At 53.4% G+C, this 17,689-nt stretch carries 17 protein-coding genes; 11 read left to right on the top strand and 6 right to left on the bottom strand.

The genetic code is table 11. The annotated features are described in order from the left end of the window. Nucleotides 1-15 precede the first annotated feature (15 nt). Nucleotides 16-981, bottom strand: a complete 966-nt coding sequence (locus CAP48_RS06075; RefSeq protein ID WP_192871295.1) for a tripartite tricarboxylate transporter substrate binding protein — start codon at nucleotides 979-981, stop codon at nucleotides 16-18. Nucleotides 982-1,184: 203 nt separating this feature from the next. Between CAP48_RS06075 and CAP48_RS06070 the strand changes: the two genes are divergently transcribed. Then, nucleotides 1,185-1,913 carry a GntR family transcriptional regulator gene (locus CAP48_RS06070; RefSeq protein ID WP_100695115.1) on the top strand — a complete coding sequence of 243 codons (729 nt, stop codon included), beginning with the start codon at nucleotides 1,185-1,187 and terminating at the stop codon, nucleotides 1,911-1,913. A 64-nt stretch (nucleotides 1,914-1,977) separates the two neighbouring features. Here the strand turns inward: CAP48_RS06070 and CAP48_RS06065 are convergent, their stop codons facing one another. Continuing rightward, nucleotides 1,978-2,868 carry a dienelactone hydrolase family protein gene (locus CAP48_RS06065; RefSeq protein WP_100695114.1) on the bottom strand — a complete coding sequence of 297 codons (891 nt, stop codon included), beginning with the start codon at nucleotides 2,866-2,868 and terminating at the stop codon, nucleotides 1,978-1,980. Between the two features lie 187 nt (nucleotides 2,869-3,055). Between CAP48_RS06065 and CAP48_RS06060 the strand changes: the two genes are divergently transcribed. Both CAP48_RS06060 and CAP48_RS06055 read left to right on the top strand, forming a co-directional pair. Further along, complete coding sequence (locus tag CAP48_RS06060) at nucleotides 3,056-4,108, top strand: asparaginase (protein ID WP_100695113.1); 1,053 nt, start codon at nucleotides 3,056-3,058, stop codon at nucleotides 4,106-4,108. A 411-nt stretch (nucleotides 4,109-4,519) separates the two neighbouring features. Continuing rightward, nucleotides 4,520-5,089 (top strand): AAA family ATPase, encoded by a 570-nt coding sequence (locus CAP48_RS06055; RefSeq protein ID WP_100695112.1) that lies wholly within the window; start codon nucleotides 4,520-4,522, stop codon nucleotides 5,087-5,089. A gap of 54 nt (nucleotides 5,090-5,143) precedes the next feature. Here CAP48_RS06055 and CAP48_RS06050 read toward each other — a convergent pair whose 3' ends face one another. From CAP48_RS06050 to CAP48_RS06035, 4 genes are all read right to left on the bottom strand, one after another. Further along, nucleotides 5,144-5,812 (bottom strand): OmpW family protein, encoded by a 669-nt coding sequence (locus tag CAP48_RS06050; RefSeq protein ID WP_100695111.1) that lies wholly within the window; start codon nucleotides 5,810-5,812, stop codon nucleotides 5,144-5,146. Nucleotides 5,813-6,249: 437 nt separating this feature from the next. Then, nucleotides 6,250-7,782, bottom strand: coding sequence for a glycine betaine/L-proline transporter ProP (gene proP, locus CAP48_RS06045; RefSeq protein ID WP_100695110.1), 1,533 nt, complete (start codon nucleotides 7,780-7,782; stop codon nucleotides 6,250-6,252). A gap of 603 nt (nucleotides 7,783-8,385) precedes the next feature. Beyond that, a complete protein-coding gene (locus CAP48_RS06040) occupies nucleotides 8,386-9,573 on the bottom strand; it encodes a porin (RefSeq protein WP_100695109.1) in 1,188 nt (395 codons plus the stop codon). A gap of 550 nt (nucleotides 9,574-10,123) precedes the next feature. Next, entirely contained in the window at nucleotides 10,124-11,071 is a 948-nt protein-coding gene (locus CAP48_RS06035) for a LysR family transcriptional regulator (RefSeq protein WP_100695108.1), read from the bottom strand. Nucleotides 11,072-11,358: 287 nt separating this feature from the next. On the opposite strand from CAP48_RS06035, the gene madL reads away from it, so the two are divergent. The 8 genes from madL to mdcB are packed head-to-tail and all read left to right on the top strand — an operon-like array spanning nucleotide 11,359 to nucleotide 17,689. Then, nucleotides 11,359-11,760: a malonate transporter subunit MadL gene (gene madL, locus CAP48_RS06030; protein ID WP_100695107.1), complete on the top strand. Its 402-nt coding sequence runs from the start codon at nucleotides 11,359-11,361 to the stop codon at nucleotides 11,758-11,760. Between the two features lie 14 nt (nucleotides 11,761-11,774). After that, the gene (gene madM, locus CAP48_RS06025) at nucleotides 11,775-12,536 is read left to right on the top strand and encodes a malonate transporter subunit MadM (RefSeq protein ID WP_100695106.1); all 762 of its coding nucleotides are present in this window, start codon (nucleotides 11,775-11,777) and stop codon (nucleotides 12,534-12,536) included. Between the two features lie 21 nt (nucleotides 12,537-12,557). Then, complete coding sequence (gene mdcA / locus CAP48_RS06020) at nucleotides 12,558-14,213, top strand: malonate decarboxylase subunit alpha (RefSeq protein ID WP_100695105.1); 1,656 nt, start codon at nucleotides 12,558-12,560, stop codon at nucleotides 14,211-14,213. Between the two features lie 5 nt (nucleotides 14,214-14,218). Next, nucleotides 14,219-14,533: a malonate decarboxylase acyl carrier protein gene (gene mdcC, locus CAP48_RS06015; protein WP_100695104.1), complete on the top strand. Its 315-nt coding sequence runs from the start codon at nucleotides 14,219-14,221 to the stop codon at nucleotides 14,531-14,533. Further along, nucleotides 14,530-15,444 (top strand): biotin-independent malonate decarboxylase subunit beta, encoded by a 915-nt coding sequence (locus CAP48_RS06010; RefSeq protein ID WP_100695103.1) that lies wholly within the window; start codon nucleotides 14,530-14,532, stop codon nucleotides 15,442-15,444. The genes mdcC and CAP48_RS06010 overlap by 4 nt, the downstream gene beginning before the upstream one ends. Then, complete coding sequence (locus tag CAP48_RS06005; protein ID WP_100695102.1) at nucleotides 15,441-16,151, top strand: biotin-independent malonate decarboxylase subunit gamma; 711 nt, start codon at nucleotides 15,441-15,443, stop codon at nucleotides 16,149-16,151. Before CAP48_RS06010 ends, CAP48_RS06005 begins: the two co-directional genes overlap by 4 nt. A gap of 10 nt (nucleotides 16,152-16,161) precedes the next feature. Next, complete coding sequence (gene mdcG / locus CAP48_RS06000; RefSeq protein ID WP_100695101.1) at nucleotides 16,162-16,833, top strand: malonate decarboxylase holo-[acyl-carrier-protein] synthase; 672 nt, start codon at nucleotides 16,162-16,164, stop codon at nucleotides 16,831-16,833. After that, the gene (gene mdcB / locus CAP48_RS05995; protein ID WP_100695100.1) at nucleotides 16,823-17,689 is read left to right on the top strand and encodes a triphosphoribosyl-dephospho-CoA synthase MdcB; all 867 of its coding nucleotides are present in this window, start codon (nucleotides 16,823-16,825) and stop codon (nucleotides 17,687-17,689) included. The genes mdcG and mdcB overlap by 11 nt, the downstream gene beginning before the upstream one ends.

Here is a 17,689-nt window from a genome sequence, read left to right as displayed (position 1 = left end):
TGGTTCCGTCTATTATTATTTTTTTTCTACTTTGGCTGTATCCGTAATTTTTTCCCACTTTTGCGCCTCGTCTTCCAGATAAGCGGTAAATTGCGCGGCGGTTTGTTCCTTGGCTGGAGTCAGTGCCAATTTTTTAAACTGCTCAAGCATGGCCGGATCCTTTAACGTCTTATTCACTTGTGTATTCAGCAATTCAATAACGTCTGGCGGTGTGTCTTTGGGCGCCATCAAAGCAAAAAAGGCTACGGTATTCAGACCTGGGAACCCGGCCTGGTCTGTCGATGGTGTGTCAGGCAGAAACTCTGAGCGCTCTGAATCGACGACAGCCAGCGCTTTGAGTCTGCCTGCTTTGATCTGCGGCAAAATCGCCGGGAGCGTGTCAGAAAGTCCGCTAATCAGGCCGCTGATCACCTGCGGCTGAGCCTCCGAGCTGCCTTTGAATGGAACATGGGTCATTTTTGCACCCGCTGTACTTAGAAAATATTCCATTGTCAGATGCTGAGTGGAGCCCGTACCGGCAGAAGCAAAGTTTAAATCTTCCTGTTTCGCCTTTGCCACCAGGTCTCTTAAGGAGTTGATGCCGTTGTCAGGGTTCACAGCCAATACTTGCGGAGAGGTGGCTATTTCGGCAACAGGCTGTAAATCTTTCAGCGGGTCGTAGCTTAGCGATTTATACAATTGGGGCGCAATCGAAAACGGACCCGTACTGGTCAACAGCAAGGTATAACCGTCAGGTTTTGCGCGCGCTGCATAACCCGTACCAATCGTGCCCCCAGCCCCGCCTTTGTTTTCGACAATAAATGCCTGGCCCAGCGCTTTAGACAGTTTTTCACCCACAGTCCGGGCGATAAGATCGCCGGTCTGTCCGGCAGGAAACGGCACAATTATTGACACAGGTTTTTCGGGATACTGCGCCTGCGCGCAGCTCACAGCAGCAAGGCTCCAGCCAACGGCCAGTCCAACGACATATTTTTTCATCATAGTCTCCTTGGGCATTATTTTAGATTTAATAGTACGTACCATTTATTGGTACGTACTATTTATTGGTACGTACTATTATAGTAATTTCTTTGCATCCGTCAAGAACCCATATTGCTGAACCGCCAAGGCAACGCGCAGACAAGCCCAATGACTCAGAAGCCGTTTCCTAAGTACAATGTGCATCTATTAGAGGAATGCAAATTATGGATGTCAGATACTCGGAACTGGCCAATACCATCGTAAAAAACATCAGGGATGGCATTTATCCGGTGGGCTCCCGATTGCCAAGCGAGGTTGATTTTGCACGCCAGTTCGATGTCAGCAGAACAACGATACGGTCTGCCTTGAGGGTTGTAGAAGAGTTGGGACTGATATCCCGCAAGCGCCGGGCAGGCACAATTGTAGAGGCGGCCAACCCCGCCAGCCAGTACAGCAAATCACTGCATAGTATTGAGGATCTGGTTAATTATGCGAGCAAAACCATCCGAAATGTCCTGGATATCAGCCAAATTATTTGTGATGATGCACTGGCAGCTACGCTGGAGTGCAAGGCCGGAAAGCGCTGGCTCCGTGTTCAGATACTGCGCACCGAACTAACAGACAGGGATCATCCTATTTGCTGGACCGATGCCTATATGGACCCCGACGATGGACAGGCCATACTGGATCTTCTCAAGGATGGCTCCGGCTTGTTGTGCCATTTCATCGAACAGCGCACAGGCCGTACCGTCATTGATTTGAAACAGCAAGTCGGGGCTACCCAGGTTCCCGCAGCGGTGGCTCACTTACTGCAGGTAAAAGCCGACTCGGTAGGTCTGGAGATAACCCGCCATTATTTGGATCAGGCAAAAAAAGTTTTTCTTATTACAGTCAACATTTATCCAAAAGACAAATTCAAATTTACGTTCTGGATTCATCGCGATAAACGCTAAGTGTCGGCAAGCGGCGGGCGTCAAGCCCGCGCTGCTTGTCCACCTGTTCAGGTCAGGACCGTCACTACCCCTGCAGATTCGACTTGAAAAACTCCATCGTACGTGACCACGCCAGCTTAGCTGCCGCTTCATCATAACGAGGCGTCGTGTCGTTATGAAAACCGTGATTGGCGCCGTCATACATGTGCATTTCATATCTTTTATTGTTGGCCTTGAGCGCGGCTTCGTAATCCGGCCATCCCGCGTTGATACGCTCGTCAATGCCGGCATAATGGATCAGCAACGGCGCATTGATTTTCGGCACGTCCGCAGCGGCAGGCTGACCTCCATAGAATGGAACTGCAGCGGCCAGATCCGGCATGCGAACGGCCAGCATATTGGCCACCCCGCCGCCATAGCAAAATCCTACGGCGCCAATCTTTCCATTCACAGCGTCGTGCTCTTTCAGAAACTGCGCAGCCGCCAACATATCTTCGGTGCGCTTGGCCGGATCCAGTTTTGCAAAAAGCTCGCGCGCCTTGTCCTCATCTCCAGGGTAACCGCCGACGGGCGTCAGCGCATCGGGCGCAAAAGCGACATAGTTTTCTATGGCCAGTCGTCTTGCGACGTCCTCGATATAGGGATTGAGACCCCTGTTTTCATGTATGACTACCACACCAGGCAATTTACCCTTGGCTTCCGCCGGCTGTGCGAGATAGCCTTTCATGGTGCCAGTGCCCTGAGGGGACGGGTATTGCACATAGCCGGCTTTAATTCGCTTGTCATCAGGCTCAATTTGCTGAGCCCAGGCAAAATTGGGTGCAAGGCTACTCAGAATCGCAGACGCAGTGACCCCGCCTGCGGCATAGCGCGTCGAGCGCTCAAGAAACTGCCTGCGACTGATGCCTCCGTGCACATAGGCGTCAAACAGCTTGAGGACTTCGGGATGAAAATCACTCGCTTTTTTTCGTTTCATGTTGCGGACTCCTTGACGGGCGGGCCAGTTGACCCGGATGAGCTGGGAAAGGAACTGATGGGGAAATTGCGGGAATGCTGAAATGTGAAACTTGATACTGGTACCATATGCTGGCACAGGATGGCTTTATGCCGACCCTGTACAAGGATCACATTCATGTTAATTAAATCACAATAAGGGGACGATCATGAAAAAAATCTCAGTTGTATTAGCCGGACTGTGCCTGACACTAGTCAGCGCCGCCCACGCCCAGGAAAAACCAACCGTTCAATTTATCGCCACCGGCGGCACAATCGCCATGAAAATTGATCCGGTCAAGAAAGCACCCGTGCCTGCCATTACCGGCGATGACCTGCTTGCCACGGTGCCGGACGTGGCTGAATATGCAAAAATCGAAGTGAACAATCTATCGAACGTGCCATCTGACTATATGGATCCGCCTCGCTGGGTTGAACTGAGCAAGGCGGTCAGCGCCGCAGTGCAACGACCTGAAGTATCCGGTGTCATTGTGTCGCATGGTACCGATACCCTGGAGGAGACCGCATTCTGGCTGGATTTGACCGTGCAGACTGACAAGCCTATCGTCCTGATTGGCGCCCAGCGCAATGCCTCCTCGCCCGATTTTGACGGGCCACGCAACCTGCTGAATGCCGTGCGCATTGCCGTCGATGAACAGGCAAAGGGAAAAGGCGCCATGCTGGCCATGAACAACCAGATCAATGCCGCACGTCACGTCACCAAGACACACACGGCCAATGTGGAAACATTTCAATCGGGCGACTACGGATTTCTGGGTGAGGTCTATCCTGACCGTGTGATCTTTGCCAGAGCGCCCCTGCATCGCCAGCATATCGCCATTGACGCCGAAACCATGCCGAAAGTGGAAATTATTGCCATGTACGGCGGCGCCGATGGCAGCCTGCTGCGCAGTGCCGTGGACCAGGGCGCAAAAGGCATCGTTGTCCAGGCGCTGGGCATGGGAAATATGAACAAGCCAATGTTCGACGCTGTCAAATATGCCCTGGATAAACAAATTCCGGTTGTGATTTCCACCCGCGTATACAACGGTCGCGTGATGGACAACTATGGGTTTGAAGGTGGTGGTAAAACCACAGCAGACGCCGGTGCCATTATGGCGGGCAATTTGAGCCCGCAAAAGGCTCGTATTCTGCTGATGCTTCTGCTACAAAGCGGCAAGTCGAGCAAAGACGATTTGCAGGCTGCCTTTGACGCCATATAAGGGGTTTGGGTAAAATCCTATCGATAGTTATATCAATGCATTGATATCGATGCATTGATATAACAGGCCTGCCAATAATGATCAGGGCAATATGCAGAGCTAGAGCTAGAGCTAGCGCCACTCACAACATCTACCGATCATCCGCTAGCAACCACTTTGGCTAGCCCTCACCCGACACTCGCAGCAACGGCTTGTGTCTCCCCATCGCTCAGTTTTCGGGCGCCCTCTTCTTGTTATACCCCTCCTGATCCGCGGCGGCGCCTGCCGGTGCACCAGTTCTGTTCGTCCAGCCAACACCCTCGCCTTTTCCCTCCACACAATGCCGCGTTCTGTTGTTGACCTCCTGTTGGCGCAACACACGCGATCGTTCTTTGTTGCATCTTTAATTTGTGAATCAGACCCTGATCAGACATGAATCCTCAATCAGCCAACTTTTTTGTATTGACCGGCGGACCCGGCTCCGGCAAAACGACTTTGATCAACCATCTGGCCGATATGGGCTACCTCTGTATGCCCGAAGCAGGCCGGGCCGTGATACGCCAGCAGCTGGGCTTTGGTGGCGTTGCTCTGCCATGGAACGACAAAACCGCGTATGCCCAGCGCATGTACGAACGCGACATGGCGTCCTACCAGCGTGCATGCAGGATGAATGGTCCGGTTTTTTTTGACCGCGGTATTGTGGACGTCATCGCCTACCTGCAGCTGGAGCAATTGCCCGTCCCTGAACTCCTGCAATCAGCAGCATTCCATTGTCGATATCATACGACAGCATTCATTTTGCCGCCGTGGCCACAGATCTATCGCCGTGACCAGGAACGCCGACAGGACCTGCCGACCGCCATTGCAACCTATCGTGCGATGATGAAGACGTATTCACAATATGGCTATGCACTGGTGCGCGTGCCCCGCCTGCCGGTAGCGCAACGGACAATGTTCATCTTGAACGTGATCGCTTCCGGCCGTGACAGCAATAAGGATTGAAAGCAGGTGGATTGAGCCCGCCGCAGCAGGTCACGTATGTTCGCCTGGTGCGCATCAGAATCGATATCCTACACCAACCGTGGCAACCCATGGATTGATTTTTGCGGTGCCGATTTTAGTGCCGTCAAGCCGAACGCGGGTTTTGATATCAATATAGCGAACACTGGCATTCAACAACCAGTTCTCATTGATTTTTACATCTGCCCCCACCTGTGCCGCCAGCCCCCAGGAGTCAGAGAGTTTGAGCTTTTCCACGCCCAGATCCCGCAGCGCGCCGGTCGGTTTCGTGTCAAAGAACGTCGTGTAGTTGACCCCGACGCCGACATAAGGCTGAACCCTGGCCTCTGGCAAAAAGTGCCATTGAACGCTAAGCGTTGGAGGCAACTGCCTGGTGGTGCCGATCCGGCCAAGATCTCCGCCCAGATCGGGGGCATTACCCCGGATATCGTGTTTAAAAGGCGCTGCTGCCAGCAACTCAATGCCCATATGACGAGTTGCCATATAAGTCAGGCTCAAGCTGGGGCGCGTGCTGTCCTTGACATCCAGCGCTATTCCACGCGGAACTATATCCTTTCCTGTAGTGCCATTGTCTGATGTGGGCAACACACGCGTTATACCAAGTTTGACGATCCAGTCGCCTGCCTCATGGGCAGCGACCGGCACGGCGACCAGCGAGCCCAGCGCAATCACACATGTTGCGACTATATGACGCATGACATACATTTTTTCTCCTTCAGGACTTTGTTAAAGAACTTACAGAGTGCATCAAAAATCACAAATGAATATTGCATTTTCTCAAACAAAATAGTCTGAGCACGGTGAATGTTTGATTTGGATCAAGTAATTTGCAAGCCGATGACAAAACGAGCACGAATCACCGGATAAGTCGCCGGCAGGATCATGACGTACGTCAGGCCAGCTGACAGTACAGCATACGCCACCGTTACAGACAGAAGCGCATTTGAATGAGAGCTGTATCTTGTTGTTGGGCGCCAGCACTGGTTCTAGGACCAGCACCTGCGTGCGTGCTTTCATCGCTCTATTTAAGCCCGATCAGGCTATGTTGCACAACCAGCGAAACGCCATTGAGATGGGTAATACGGGTATCATCTCAACCGACTTCTTTTAGCGTTTCTATCCCCCCGACTTCCCAATTGCCTTTATTCCATCTCAGGGTGACGATCCACCAGGCGCTGGCGACGGGCCTGAAGGGCATCAAGCTGTTCCTGTAGCGCGATAATTTCCTCATCAACATCTGCGACGGTCTCCTCGATACTTTCGTAAGCCTCTTTGAGCAACGCCTTGGCTTCATGTCTGTTGGAAGCGGTGGGCGTGTCGCCACGCATGGGTTTATTGGCGGTCTCTGGCAGATAAAAAGAAGTAATAATGCCAATCATGGCAGCGCCCATCAAATAATAGGCCGGCATCATGAGATTTCCGGTTTCTTCCACAAGCCATGCAGCCGCAGTGGGCGTTAAGCCGGCAATAATAATGGCGACGTTAAACGAACTGGCCAGTGCACTATAGCGGATACGCGTGGGAAACAGTGCCGGAAGTGTCGATGCCATCACTCCCGTCATACAATTGAGCACGATGGCGATAAATAAGAGCCCCAGGAAAATCAGACCGGTATTGTCGCTGCCAATAAAGTAATAGGCCGGTATGGCCAGCAACAGCAAGCCGATACTGCCCAACCTGAGAAAGGGCTTTCTTCCGATCTTGTCGCTGAAGAAACCGACCACAGGCTGTACAAACAGCATCCCGATCATGACCACCACAATAATCAGCACACCATGCTCTTCCGTATAGCCCAGGCTGCTGGACAGATAGGTGGGCATATAGGTAAGCAACATGTAATACGTGATATTGGTTACGAGCACCATGCCGATGCTGACCAGCAATGCCTTGCGGTATTTGGTGTAAATTTCGCGAAAGGATACGCTAGGCTTCTCCTTGATCGCGTCCTTATCTTCTTTTTCCATCTTTTCAAGCTGTTGCGTGAAAGCTGGCGTTTCTTCGGCAGCGTGACGCAGATAGAGTCCGAGTAGCCCTAAGGGGCCTGCGATAAAGAAAGGAACACGCCAGCCCCAGTCAAGAAAAGTCTGCTCCTGAAGGATTGTCTGCAAAAGAACGACTAGTCCGGCGCCCAGCACGAAGCCGGCAATGGATCCGAAGTCGAGCCAACTTCCCAGGAAACCCCGTCGCCGGTCAGGTGCGTATTCAGCCACAAAGACCGCAGCGCCCGTGTATTCGCCGCCCACCGAAAAGCCCTGGGCCAGTTTGCATAACAGTAGCAGCAGAGGCGCCCAGAGGCCGATGGTCGCATAGGAAGGGATCAACCCGATACAAAATGTGCTGATGGCCATAATGATGATGGTCAGCGACAGCACCTTCTGTCGCCCGAAACGATCACCCATGACGCCAAAAAATACCCCACCCAGCGGTCGCACAAGAAACGGAACGGAAAACGTGCCCAGGGCGGCGATGGTCTGGACAGCAGGAGAGGCGTCAGGGAAAAACACTTTACCAAGCGCATAAGCAACGAAACCATACACGCCAAAATCAAACCACTCCATGGCATTACCCAACGCGGCAGCGGTCACCGCCTTCTTGAGCTTGGTATCGTCAATGACGGTGATATCGTCAATTTGTAAGGGCTGGTTTTGCTGTGAGGCTGAAGTTGACTCTGACATAAATCTGCTTCCCCGGGCTTCCCGTTGTTACTCAAGATATGGTGCCACAATGATTTGCTTCTTGCAATCATTTCAAGGGAATGCTTTCCGCCGCTATTAGATATTAGATTTGCGGCAAAACAAACGAACCTGCCTTCAAGACTATGACCCCGGCCCCCTAATGCCTGCAGAGTTACTGTAAGACAGAGGCGCTCGCATTATTACCTTTTTAAATAAACACAAGGCCAACTTGCTCCGACTGCAATACCCTGCGTCATTAGCTGCCGTAAGTAGCGGCCGTAAATAGTCGCCATAAATAGTCGTCGTAAATAGCCTTGGCCAATTGCGACGATAATATATTTCATTGCTGCAAGCGAATGCATTGATTGTACTCACCAGAAAAAACCCCAGAAACGACTGGCGCCCTGGGGTTCAAACTACGGAGATGGAGCAAGGGCCTGGAGAATCCGAGATACGTTGCCAGGCAACCGCACGTCTTGGATGAGCGGAATGTTCGGAACATATTCACTCACCACGGTTGGCTGCAGAGCTCCAAGCCTTTATTCTACTGCATCAAGCCGTATCGGCAATGCTTGCAAATGGCATCGCCGATACGTCAAGTCATCAGAAATGATGATTCAGACCGACACCAACCAGCGTTGATTTCAGTTTAACGTTTTCGGTGTTGTCAAACTTCAGTTTGCCCGTGCCGTAAGATGCGATTGCATAAACAGCCGTACGTTTGGACAATTTCTGTTCGTAACCCAGGCTGAAAATATTCAGTCGGCCTTTGGCGCCGTCGAATTGGTCATCGCTGTTTTTGGTTGCGCTTCCCTGATACGAGAACATAACCTTGCCGCTGTCGCCAACTGGGGCTGTCAAACCAGCCATCCAGGCCTGTTGACGGTAGCTGTTTGTTTCTGCATAGTTGGGACCTTGCGGATTGACCAATCTAGTGAAATCGTTAAATTCACTGTTCAGACCGGTGCTACCTACACCGCTTGATACGATGACATCATTGGCCATTGAGCCGCGGACCTGACCGTAACCCAGGAACAGTTTGACAACGTCAAGATCGTAGGCGCCAAACAGGTTCCACATATGTGTAGTGCCCTTCTGATCTTCAACGCCGGATAGACGCACGTCTGTACGGAAACGATCATAAGAAGCGCCAACAGAGACTGGGCCATTATCGTAAGAGATACCGGTCGTGATCCAGTTGGAAGTATCACGCTCTCTGAAACCATCGTTGCCAGTAGTTTTCGTATTCTCGCCAGAATAGCCGACGCCTACCTTGAAGCCGGCAAAATCAGGGCTCATATATTTGATGGAGTTATCCATGCGCGCATAGGTAGAAGCACCGAATGCACCATTGAGTACACCGGCCTGCATATAGCTGACGCCGAACGGGTTGAGTGACGAGACTGTGTCAGATCCCACGTGGGTCTGACGACCCAAAGTCAGCGTACCCCAGTTGCTGCCGGTCAGGCCGACATAAGCGTAACGACCGAACAGGCGATTGCCCTGTGCAGATCTGCCGTTGCCCATATCGAAGCCGCTTTCCAATTGGAAGATCGCGCTTGTCCCGTTGCCCAGGTCTTCAGCACCCTTCATACCCCAGCGGTTACCGTTCCTGACACCGTTAATCATGCCAATGTCACGTGTTTTGGCCCAGGCATCGCCCTGGGTCACTTTAGTTTGTTGATAGCCAATACCGGCATCGACGATACCGTACAGGGTTACAGAAGTTTCTGCGTGGGCTACACCGGCGAAGCCGACTGCCAATGCTGCAGCAAGCAAAGTCTTTTTCATGTATCTAATCTCCTCAAGGATGGTCATCTTCTTACCCGAACGGTTCAGAAACTATTCAGATCTCAAGCAATATAAAGTTCTGATACATTTATGTAAAGGAACCACCCGCCGTGAAAAATCGCCGATACGGCAGTTTGCACACATAGCAGCGATGATGTTGGCTGCCAAATTACCGAGACTATATTGGCCATGGTAATAATCAAATTACAATTGAATTAGTCGTATTTTTATACGTAATTACATTTGTAATCAGCAGGTTACCGTTTCATTTCTCACTAGCACTGGCTTAGAGACGTTTCGTTGGAAGATACATAAAACTGGCATGATTCTTGCCCAGGCAATTATTTTGCACGCTTAGGCCATAAGGGTTTTCACTCATAGTGAATACGCTAGCCGTTTTCTATTACATTTGTGACATATTTGCGACATTTGTTCGAATAAAGGGTACTCCACTCTCGCCGAGGGCGGCCCTGAAAGCCCCGTGATTACGGACATCTACAGGGATTTGTGGTGTATGCACAACGGGTGGCCATATAGACTGCCCGCCCATTCATTCCTCCTCGCCCAACAATGGGAAATCTCCATCGTGCAACAGGCGGCGACTGTAGGTGCGCCCCTCTGCTGCCAGAGCCAGCAAATTGCGGTCCTGTCCCCGGCTATCCAGAAACAGCAATGCGATGTATTGGGAATAGGTATGACCAGGACTTAATGGAATTAATTTGATACGCGGCGTAAAGGAGGCGATTCGGCCGGGCAGCAAACTGATTCCCATGCCGTTGCTAACCAAATTGATCAGCGAAAAAATATCGCCCACATGCATCCCTATCACAGGTGAGATACCCGCGTTCTCCATCATCTGGTTAAAACTGAATGATGTTATGAACCCGTCGGCCAGTGTCACAAAATTCTCGCTAGCCAGCTCGCGCAAATCGACCTCGGTGCGGCTCGCATAGGGCGAATCCAATGGCACAGCCAAAAACATTTCGTCAGAAAATAATGGCACCGTAATCATGCGCTTGCTGTCGACACCATCATGTACCCCAATGACAATGGCATCGAGCCTGCCCGCTTGCAGTTTTTGCAGCAGTTCGTCATTCGAACCGAGTGTCAGTTCTATATTGAGCCCGTCCTTGCGCAACTTGGTTCCGACAATCAAGTGCGGAATGCAATGCAGCGTCAGGGAATAAATGGCGCCCAGCCTGAGCCGGGACGCATTGATTCCCGCCATGTCTCGCACCGCGTGAATGCCTTCTTCACATTCGGCCACGACCCTGCGGGCAGATTCGGCGAGTCGTCGCGCCGTATCCTGCGGAACCAGATTCCTTCCTTCCAGCTTGAACAACGGGCAGCCGATGGCCTGCTCAAGAGAATGCAACGCACGGTGTACGCTCACAACACTCTGGCCCAGATCCTCAGCGACCCGCGCAAGGCTATTGCGATCCATGAAAGCCAGAAAAACTTCCAATTTTTTCAGGGTAATGGATTCGTCAATGGCCATAGGCTTTAACTCACAGGATCTTTCATGATGACTAGGGTAAACGATAGGTCATGTTAAACAGCACGCCCGTTGACTATAGAAACGCACTGCGGGACCGCAAAATATTTAACCTCAGGCTAAACGATTAACGTACAGGTTGATTGAAACGCCCGCCGTCCCTGTCTATTGTCTGTCTTACGAAAAGGGATCTTAGCATTGTTCGCAATGTTGTCTATGCAGACCGGATTTCTTTTTGGTTACAACAACGCTTAACGATGCGTCATAAAAAAACATCCGGAGACAAAACCATGATTATTTACGGTACAGCCATACTGGCTGCATGTCATTTACTGGGAATCTACGTCGGCGACCTGCTGGGCATGCTGATTGGGGTCAAAGCCAACGTAGGTGGTGTCGGCATCTCTATGATGCTGTTGATCGCAGCCCGCACCTATCTTCACAACAAAGGACTCATGCCTGCCACCACACTGGCTGGCGTGGGATTCTGGTCGGCCATGTATATTCCGATCGTCATTGCAATGGCTTCACAACAAAATGTTGTAGCCGCACTCAAGGGCGGCCCGGTCGCCATACTGGGCGCCATCTTGACGGTGGTGCTTACTGTATGCGTTATCGCGGCGATCAACCGCCGCGGTCCTGAAGATGCCGGCGCTACCTGGCAAGCCAGCCTCGCTGCAGAGCGGGCCTGAAGGGAGACATGACTATGGATATGTTGAAACAAGCCATTATGCAGAACAATCTGATCGCCGCCTTCGCTTTCGTCGGTCTGATCATATGGATATCAGGCCATCTGTCACGACGACTGACCAACGGGCGCGTACATGGTTCGGCCATTGCAATTGTGATCGGTTTAATTCTTGCCTACTGGGGCGGAATGGAAACGGGTGGCACCAAAGGGCTGGCTGACATCAAGCTCTTTGCCGGGATAGGGCTGATGGGCGGCGCCATGTTGCGTGATTTTGCCATCGTTGCGACGGCATTTGACGTACAGGTAGAGGAAGTGAAAAAGGCCGGACTCATCGGTATGGTCTCACTGATGCTGGGTATCGTACTCCCGTTCGTTGTGGGAGCCAGTGTTGCCTATGCATTCGGGTACCGCGACCCCGTATCCATGGCAACAATTGGTGCCGGTGCCATGACTTACATTGTAGGTCCGGTTACCGGCGCGGCAATCGGTGCCAGTTCAGACGTCATCGCTCTGTCCATCGGCGTGGGCCTGATCAAGGCAATCCTTGTTATGGTCTTTACCCCTGCCACGGCTCGGTTCATGCGTCTGGATAATCCGCGTTCGGCGATGGTCTTTGGCGGCATGGCTGGAACAACAAGCGGCGTTGCGGCAGGTCTGGCGGCCACAGACCCGCGTCTGGTGCCTTATGGCGCGCTGACGGCAACGTTTTATACCGGTCTGGGCTGCCTGATGGGGCCCTCTGTTCTGTTTCTCGCGACAAGAGCGTTATTCGGTTAATTTAAGCAACAGGAATATCCTATGAATCACACTGGTTCCCCCAACGTCTGGGATACACGAAAACGCGGACGACAGCGACGTCTGGAACGCGCCGCCAATCTGGGCCTGGCCCCTAAAATCACGCAAGAGCAGATTACCCAGTTGCTGCAGACGGTTATTGAGCCCGGCGACCGCGTGTGCCTGGAAGGCAATAACCAGAAACAGGCCGACTTTCTCGCCGACTCGCTGGCCGCTTGCGATCCGCAAAAATTGCATCACCTGCACATGGTTCAGTCTGTGCTCGCCCTGCCCAGTCATTTGGATCTTTTCGAAAACGGCATTGCCAGCCGACTGGATTTTTCTTTTTCAGGTCCGCAAGGAGCTCGTCTGGCTCGACTGGTACAGGATAAACAGATTGAGATCGGCGCCATCCATACTTATCTGGAACTCTTCGGCCGCTACTTCACCGATCTGACTCCCAATGTCTGCCTGGTTGCAGCGCAGGCGGCGGATGCTGCCGGCAATCTGTACACCGGCCCTAATACCGAAGATACACCCGTCATTGTAGAGGCCACGGCGTTTCGCAGCGGGATCGTGATCGCTCAGGTTAACGAACGGGTAGATACACTGCCACGGGTCGATATTCCGGCGGACTGGGTCGACTTTACCGTAGTCGCACCGCGTCCCAACTATATTGAACCCTTGTTCACCCGTGACCCGGCTCAGATTACAGAAGTGCAGATCCTGATGGCCATGATGGCCATCAAAGGCATTTACGCCGAATATGCCGTACAACGGCTCAATCATGGGATCGGCTTTGACACCGCAGCGATTGAGCTACTGCTACCTACTTATGCAACCGCACTTGGTCTGAAAGGAAAAATCTGCACCCACTGGGCCCTCAATCCCCACCCCACCCTGATTCCGGCCATTGAATCCGGTTGTGTGGAATCCATCCACAGCTTTGGCTCGGAAGTCGGCATGGAAAACTACATTGCGGCCCGCCCTGACGTATTTTTCACAGGCCGCGACGGCAGTATGCGTTCGAATCGCGCTCTCAGCCAGACGGCCGGCCTGTATGCCTGCGATATGTTCATCGGCTCAACACTGCAAATCGATCTGGCCGGCAATAGTTCAACCGCGACTACCGGACGCATTACGGGCTTCGGCGGCGCACCTAATATGGGCTCAGACCCGCATGGCAGGCGACATGCCTCTGCCGCCTGGCTCAAGGCGGGCAGAGAAGCAGCCGGACCCGATGCGATACGCGGGCGCAAGCTGGTTGTACAAACGGTAGAAACGTTTCGCGAACATATGACCCCGGTATTTGTAGAGGAGCTGGATGCCTGGCAATTGAAAGCGACCATGGACGCCCAGTTGCCTCCCATCATGATTTACGGCGACGATGTCACGCATATTGTGACCGAAGAAGGCATTGCCAATCTGCTTTTATGTCGCAGCACCGAGGAACGCGCGCAGGCCATTCGCGGCGTCGCCGGCTTTACACCTGTAGGCATGGCACGCGACCGGCGTATGGTCGAAAATTTGCGCGATCGTGGCGTGGTGCGCCGACCCGAAGATTTGGGCATTGATCCTCGCATGGCAACACGCGATCTGTTGGCGGCCCGCTCCGTTAAAGATCTCGTCAGATGGTCCGGCGATCTTTATGCCCCCCCTTCCCGATTCAGAAATTGGTGATCTGCATGGAAAAACTCCAATATCACTTTTCAACACCCACTATCGAACCCGCTAACGGCGCAGTGCTCTGTGGCGTCGTTGGCTCGGGCAACCTGGAAGTCCTGGTCCGACCTGCTGATACTGCGGGGTCCTGCACAATTGAGGTAGCAACATCTGCCCGCGGATTCGGGGAAATCTGGCAGGCCGTTCTGGCAGAATTTATATCACATCATCCCGCGGGCGGCACGCACATTGCCATTAACGATATGGGCGCAACACCTGCGGTGGTCACGCTCAGGCTCGCGCAGGCTATCAATCAATATGCAGGAGGTTTGCAATGACCACGGAAAATGGATCAGCGCTATCGTTACGCCATAGTTACTTCGAAGCCACTGCCCGACAACGACTTTCCTGGATTTTGGATGAAGGCAGTTTCCGCGAACTGATACCCCCGACAGAGAGCTCGCCAAGCACGCATCTGGCGGCACTGGATACTCCCGGCGCCTTCGATGACGGGGTAGTCATTGGCGAAGGCGCCCTGGATGAAAAACCGGTATTCATTATTTCTCAGGAAGGCCAGTTCATGGGCGGATCAGTTGGTGAGATCCATGGAGCCAAGATTGTCGGCCTGTTACGCCGCGCCAGGCGCGACAAACCGGCTGCAGTCCTGTTTCTCATCGACTCGGGTGGCGTCCGGTTACATGAAGCGAATGCCGGATTGATCGCCATTTCCGAAATCATGCGCGCCATACTGGATACGCGTTCCGCTGGCGTACCGGTAATAGCGCTGGTGGGAGGCAGCTGCGGCGCGTTCGGCGGCATGGGTATTGTGACCTGCCTGTGTTCTGCAATTGTCATGTCCGAAGAAGGTCGCCTTGCGTTGTCGGGGCCTGAGGTCATCGAAACCGTGGCGGGCGTTGAGGAGTTCGATTCCCGTGATCGGGCCTTGGTATGGCGTGTGACTGGCGGCAAACACCGTTATCTGATGAACGACTGCGCCGCTCTGGTAGAAGACGACCCGGTTGCATTCCGGGCTGCCACCAGGCAGTTGCTTGCAGATAATCAATTTGCGCCACCTGATCTGGCGGCGCAGAAACAAAACCAATCGCGCCTGCTGGCACGAACGGACAATTTCAAAGGCATGCGCGATGGGCTGGAAGTCTGGCAGGCCCTGGGCATCCAGGATCCTGCCGACATTCCCATGATGAACTGCACGGGCCTGACCCGACTGCATGAGGAACTTTACACATGAACCTGACAACCATTCTGGATACATTGTTTCCAGCCGGACATCACGTTCGAATCCACGGGCATCAACTGGCGGGAACAGCAAGCACCAACGCCGGCAAGGTAGCCGTGTTGGGAACAACGGATGCTGCTGCCATCGACCATGAGATTGCACTTTTTCTGGCACAGCAGATATTGACTACGATTGATGCGCATCCTCGCCGGCCGCTGATACTTCTCGTCGACACCCAGGGTCAGGCGCTATCGCGTGCCCAAGAGCTTCTTTGCCTTAATGGGAGCCTGGCGCATCTGGCAGCCTGCGTCGACCTGGCCCGCCGACATGGCCATCTCAGCCTGAGTCTGGTCACCGGAGAGGCGGTCAGCGGCGGCTATTTGTCTTTCGGACTCATGGCCGATCGCGCCTACGCGCTGGCCAGTTCGCAAGTTCGGGTCATGGATTTGAAGGCCATGGCGCGTGTAACCAAAATAGATCATGCAAAACTGCTGGAACTGTCAGTCAGCTCCCCTACCTTCGCACCAGGTGCCGAAAATTACCAGCGCATGGGTGCAATCGAGGATATATGGGAGACGCCCTCGGCTACCTTACTTGAGGCTGCGCTTGCCAGATTATTAAAAGGCGAAGCCGGTCCAGACCTGCGCATGCAGACAGGCCAGGACAGGACCGGACGGGTACAGGCGGCCAGAATTGTCGACCAGATTCTGGCCGCCTAGGAAATAAACCATGCGCCGCCATGATCTTGCCTATCTTTACCCGACCGCAAATTACCGGCTGCTGAGCCCGATGCAGTACCCTGCCGCTGACGAAGCCCTGCAGCGCTGGCTGCAGGCTCAGCGGCCACTGGTGGTGGCCCGGCAATCAGCGACGGACGCCGCGCAGATCCTGTTGGGGCTCACATTGCCACCGGAATCAGAGCCCAAAAGAATAAGTATATCGGTCTGTCGCGATGCAGTCCGCAAAATCACGCCCCCGCTGACGCTCGCATATTGCATAGATACGTGCTCTAGCGCCGTCGGCGCGCCGCTGGCTGTTTTGCTGCGGCAATGCGAACAATACGATATTGCAGTCAGCGTGTATGGATCGCTGGCATGGGAAATACTAAGCGGCACGACATATCGGCACAACCGGTCTGACATTGATCTTGTCTGCGATATTGCCTGTGCGCCTCAACTTGTCCCCTGTCTGACAGCCCTACAGCAGGCTCAGCATGCCCTGCCCTGCTCGCTGGACGGTGAAATACGCTTTGCCAATCGTACCGCCGTCAACTGGAAGGAGCTTTCCCAGGCACTGTTGCAACCGGCGCTGCGGGTTGTCGCCAAGGAAAATACCTGCGTAGCGTTACTTCACGTAACGGATCTGCTATCGCGTTTAAAGGGACACGAGCATGTTTGCTGAATCCGCCAAACCTGAACAACGCACCGAGCACGCGCCGCAGACTACATGGACACCGGAAACCATTGGCCGGCTGGCAATCCGGGCGCTGTATCGGGAAGTGGCACTCGCACCTAAACCAGGCTTGGTCAGCCCCATGGACAGCGGCAGCCATACTGACATGGATTTCAGCACCTTTGTACGAAGCCTTCACGCACTGCGAGAATATTTTCCGGCGATATCTCGCCTGGGCATGCAAACCCCCACTTATTCACAGTTGCAATGTTGCGGGCGGATCGCAGAGAAGCGCATGCTGCAGGCTACCAATGGCATTAACACTCACCGTGGGGCAATTTTCAACCTTGGTCTGCTGTGTGCGGCCACAGGTGTTGACATTGCCCTTGCCGGCTCCTGCTCTGTCGAATCGGTCAGCCGGCGTGTTGCAAATTTATGGGGCCCTGCCATTATGGCTACGGCAAAAGCCATCAACGATAGTCACGGTGCTGTCGTTCAACGACGTTACGGCAGTGGGGGCGCTCGGGCCGAGGCCGCCGCCGGCTTTCCCTCTGCCATCAAAATCGGCTTGCCTGCCTATCGCCGCGCGCTGGTACAAACACAATGCCCGCAACAGAGCGCCATCCAGTGTTTCTTTGCGCTCATGGCCGAACTTGAAGACACCAATCTGCTCTGGCGAGGCGGTCGTGAGGGCCTGAATTTTGCACGCGAGGCCGCCACAGCATTTCTTGCTCGTGGTGGGGTGCACGCTCGGGACTGGCAAAGCCAGGTCCTAACCCTCCATGCACAATTCGTGGCGCGCCGCTTAAGTCCGGGCGGATCCGCCGATTTGTTAGGTGTCGTGCTGTTTCTGGAGTCTCTCTAA

The sequence above is a fragment of the Advenella sp. S44 genome, from assembly GCF_002810445.1.
GTDB lineage: Bacteria > Pseudomonadota > Gammaproteobacteria > Burkholderiales > Burkholderiaceae_B > Advenella.
This window is presented reverse-complemented; position numbering and strand designations above follow the sequence as displayed.

What these genes read in the sequence shown, in the direction of transcription:
- CAP48_RS06005 (WP_100695102.1), top strand. Translation starts at nt 15,441, where the DNA reads ATGAACCTGACAACCATTCTGGATACATTGTTTCCAGCCGGACATCAC.
- CAP48_RS06050 (WP_100695111.1), bottom strand. Translation starts at nt 5,812, where the DNA reads ATGTATGTCATGCGTCATATAGTCGCAACATGTGTGATTGCGCTGGGC.
- CAP48_RS06060 (WP_100695113.1), top strand. Translation starts at nt 3,056, where the DNA reads ATGAAAAAAATCTCAGTTGTATTAGCCGGACTGTGCCTGACACTAGTC.
- mdcG (WP_100695101.1), top strand. Translation starts at nt 16,162, where the DNA reads ATGCGCCGCCATGATCTTGCCTATCTTTACCCGACCGCAAATTACCGG.
- mdcA (WP_100695105.1), top strand. Translation starts at nt 12,558, where the DNA reads ATGAATCACACTGGTTCCCCCAACGTCTGGGATACACGAAAACGCGGA.
- CAP48_RS06040 (WP_100695109.1), bottom strand. Translation starts at nt 9,573, where the DNA reads ATGAAAAAGACTTTGCTTGCTGCAGCATTGGCAGTCGGCTTCGCCGGT.
- proP (WP_100695110.1), bottom strand. Translation starts at nt 7,782, where the DNA reads ATGTCAGAGTCAACTTCAGCCTCACAGCAAAACCAGCCCTTACAAATT.
- madM (WP_100695106.1), top strand. Translation starts at nt 11,775, where the DNA reads ATGGATATGTTGAAACAAGCCATTATGCAGAACAATCTGATCGCCGCC.
- madL (WP_100695107.1), top strand. Translation starts at nt 11,359, where the DNA reads ATGATTATTTACGGTACAGCCATACTGGCTGCATGTCATTTACTGGGA.
- CAP48_RS06055 (WP_100695112.1), top strand. Translation starts at nt 4,520, where the DNA reads ATGAATCCTCAATCAGCCAACTTTTTTGTATTGACCGGCGGACCCGGC.
- mdcB (WP_100695100.1), top strand. Translation starts at nt 16,823, where the DNA reads ATGTTTGCTGAATCCGCCAAACCTGAACAACGCACCGAGCACGCGCCG.
- CAP48_RS06070 (WP_100695115.1), top strand. Translation starts at nt 1,185, where the DNA reads ATGGATGTCAGATACTCGGAACTGGCCAATACCATCGTAAAAAACATC.
- CAP48_RS06010 (WP_100695103.1), top strand. Translation starts at nt 14,530, where the DNA reads ATGACCACGGAAAATGGATCAGCGCTATCGTTACGCCATAGTTACTTC.
- mdcC (WP_100695104.1), top strand. Translation starts at nt 14,219, where the DNA reads ATGGAAAAACTCCAATATCACTTTTCAACACCCACTATCGAACCCGCT.
- CAP48_RS06065 (WP_100695114.1), bottom strand. Translation starts at nt 2,868, where the DNA reads ATGAAACGAAAAAAAGCGAGTGATTTTCATCCCGAAGTCCTCAAGCTG.
- CAP48_RS06035 (WP_100695108.1), bottom strand. Translation starts at nt 11,071, where the DNA reads ATGGCCATTGACGAATCCATTACCCTGAAAAAATTGGAAGTTTTTCTG.
- CAP48_RS06075 (WP_192871295.1), bottom strand. Translation starts at nt 981, where the DNA reads ATGATGAAAAAATATGTCGTTGGACTGGCCGTTGGCTGGAGCCTTGCT.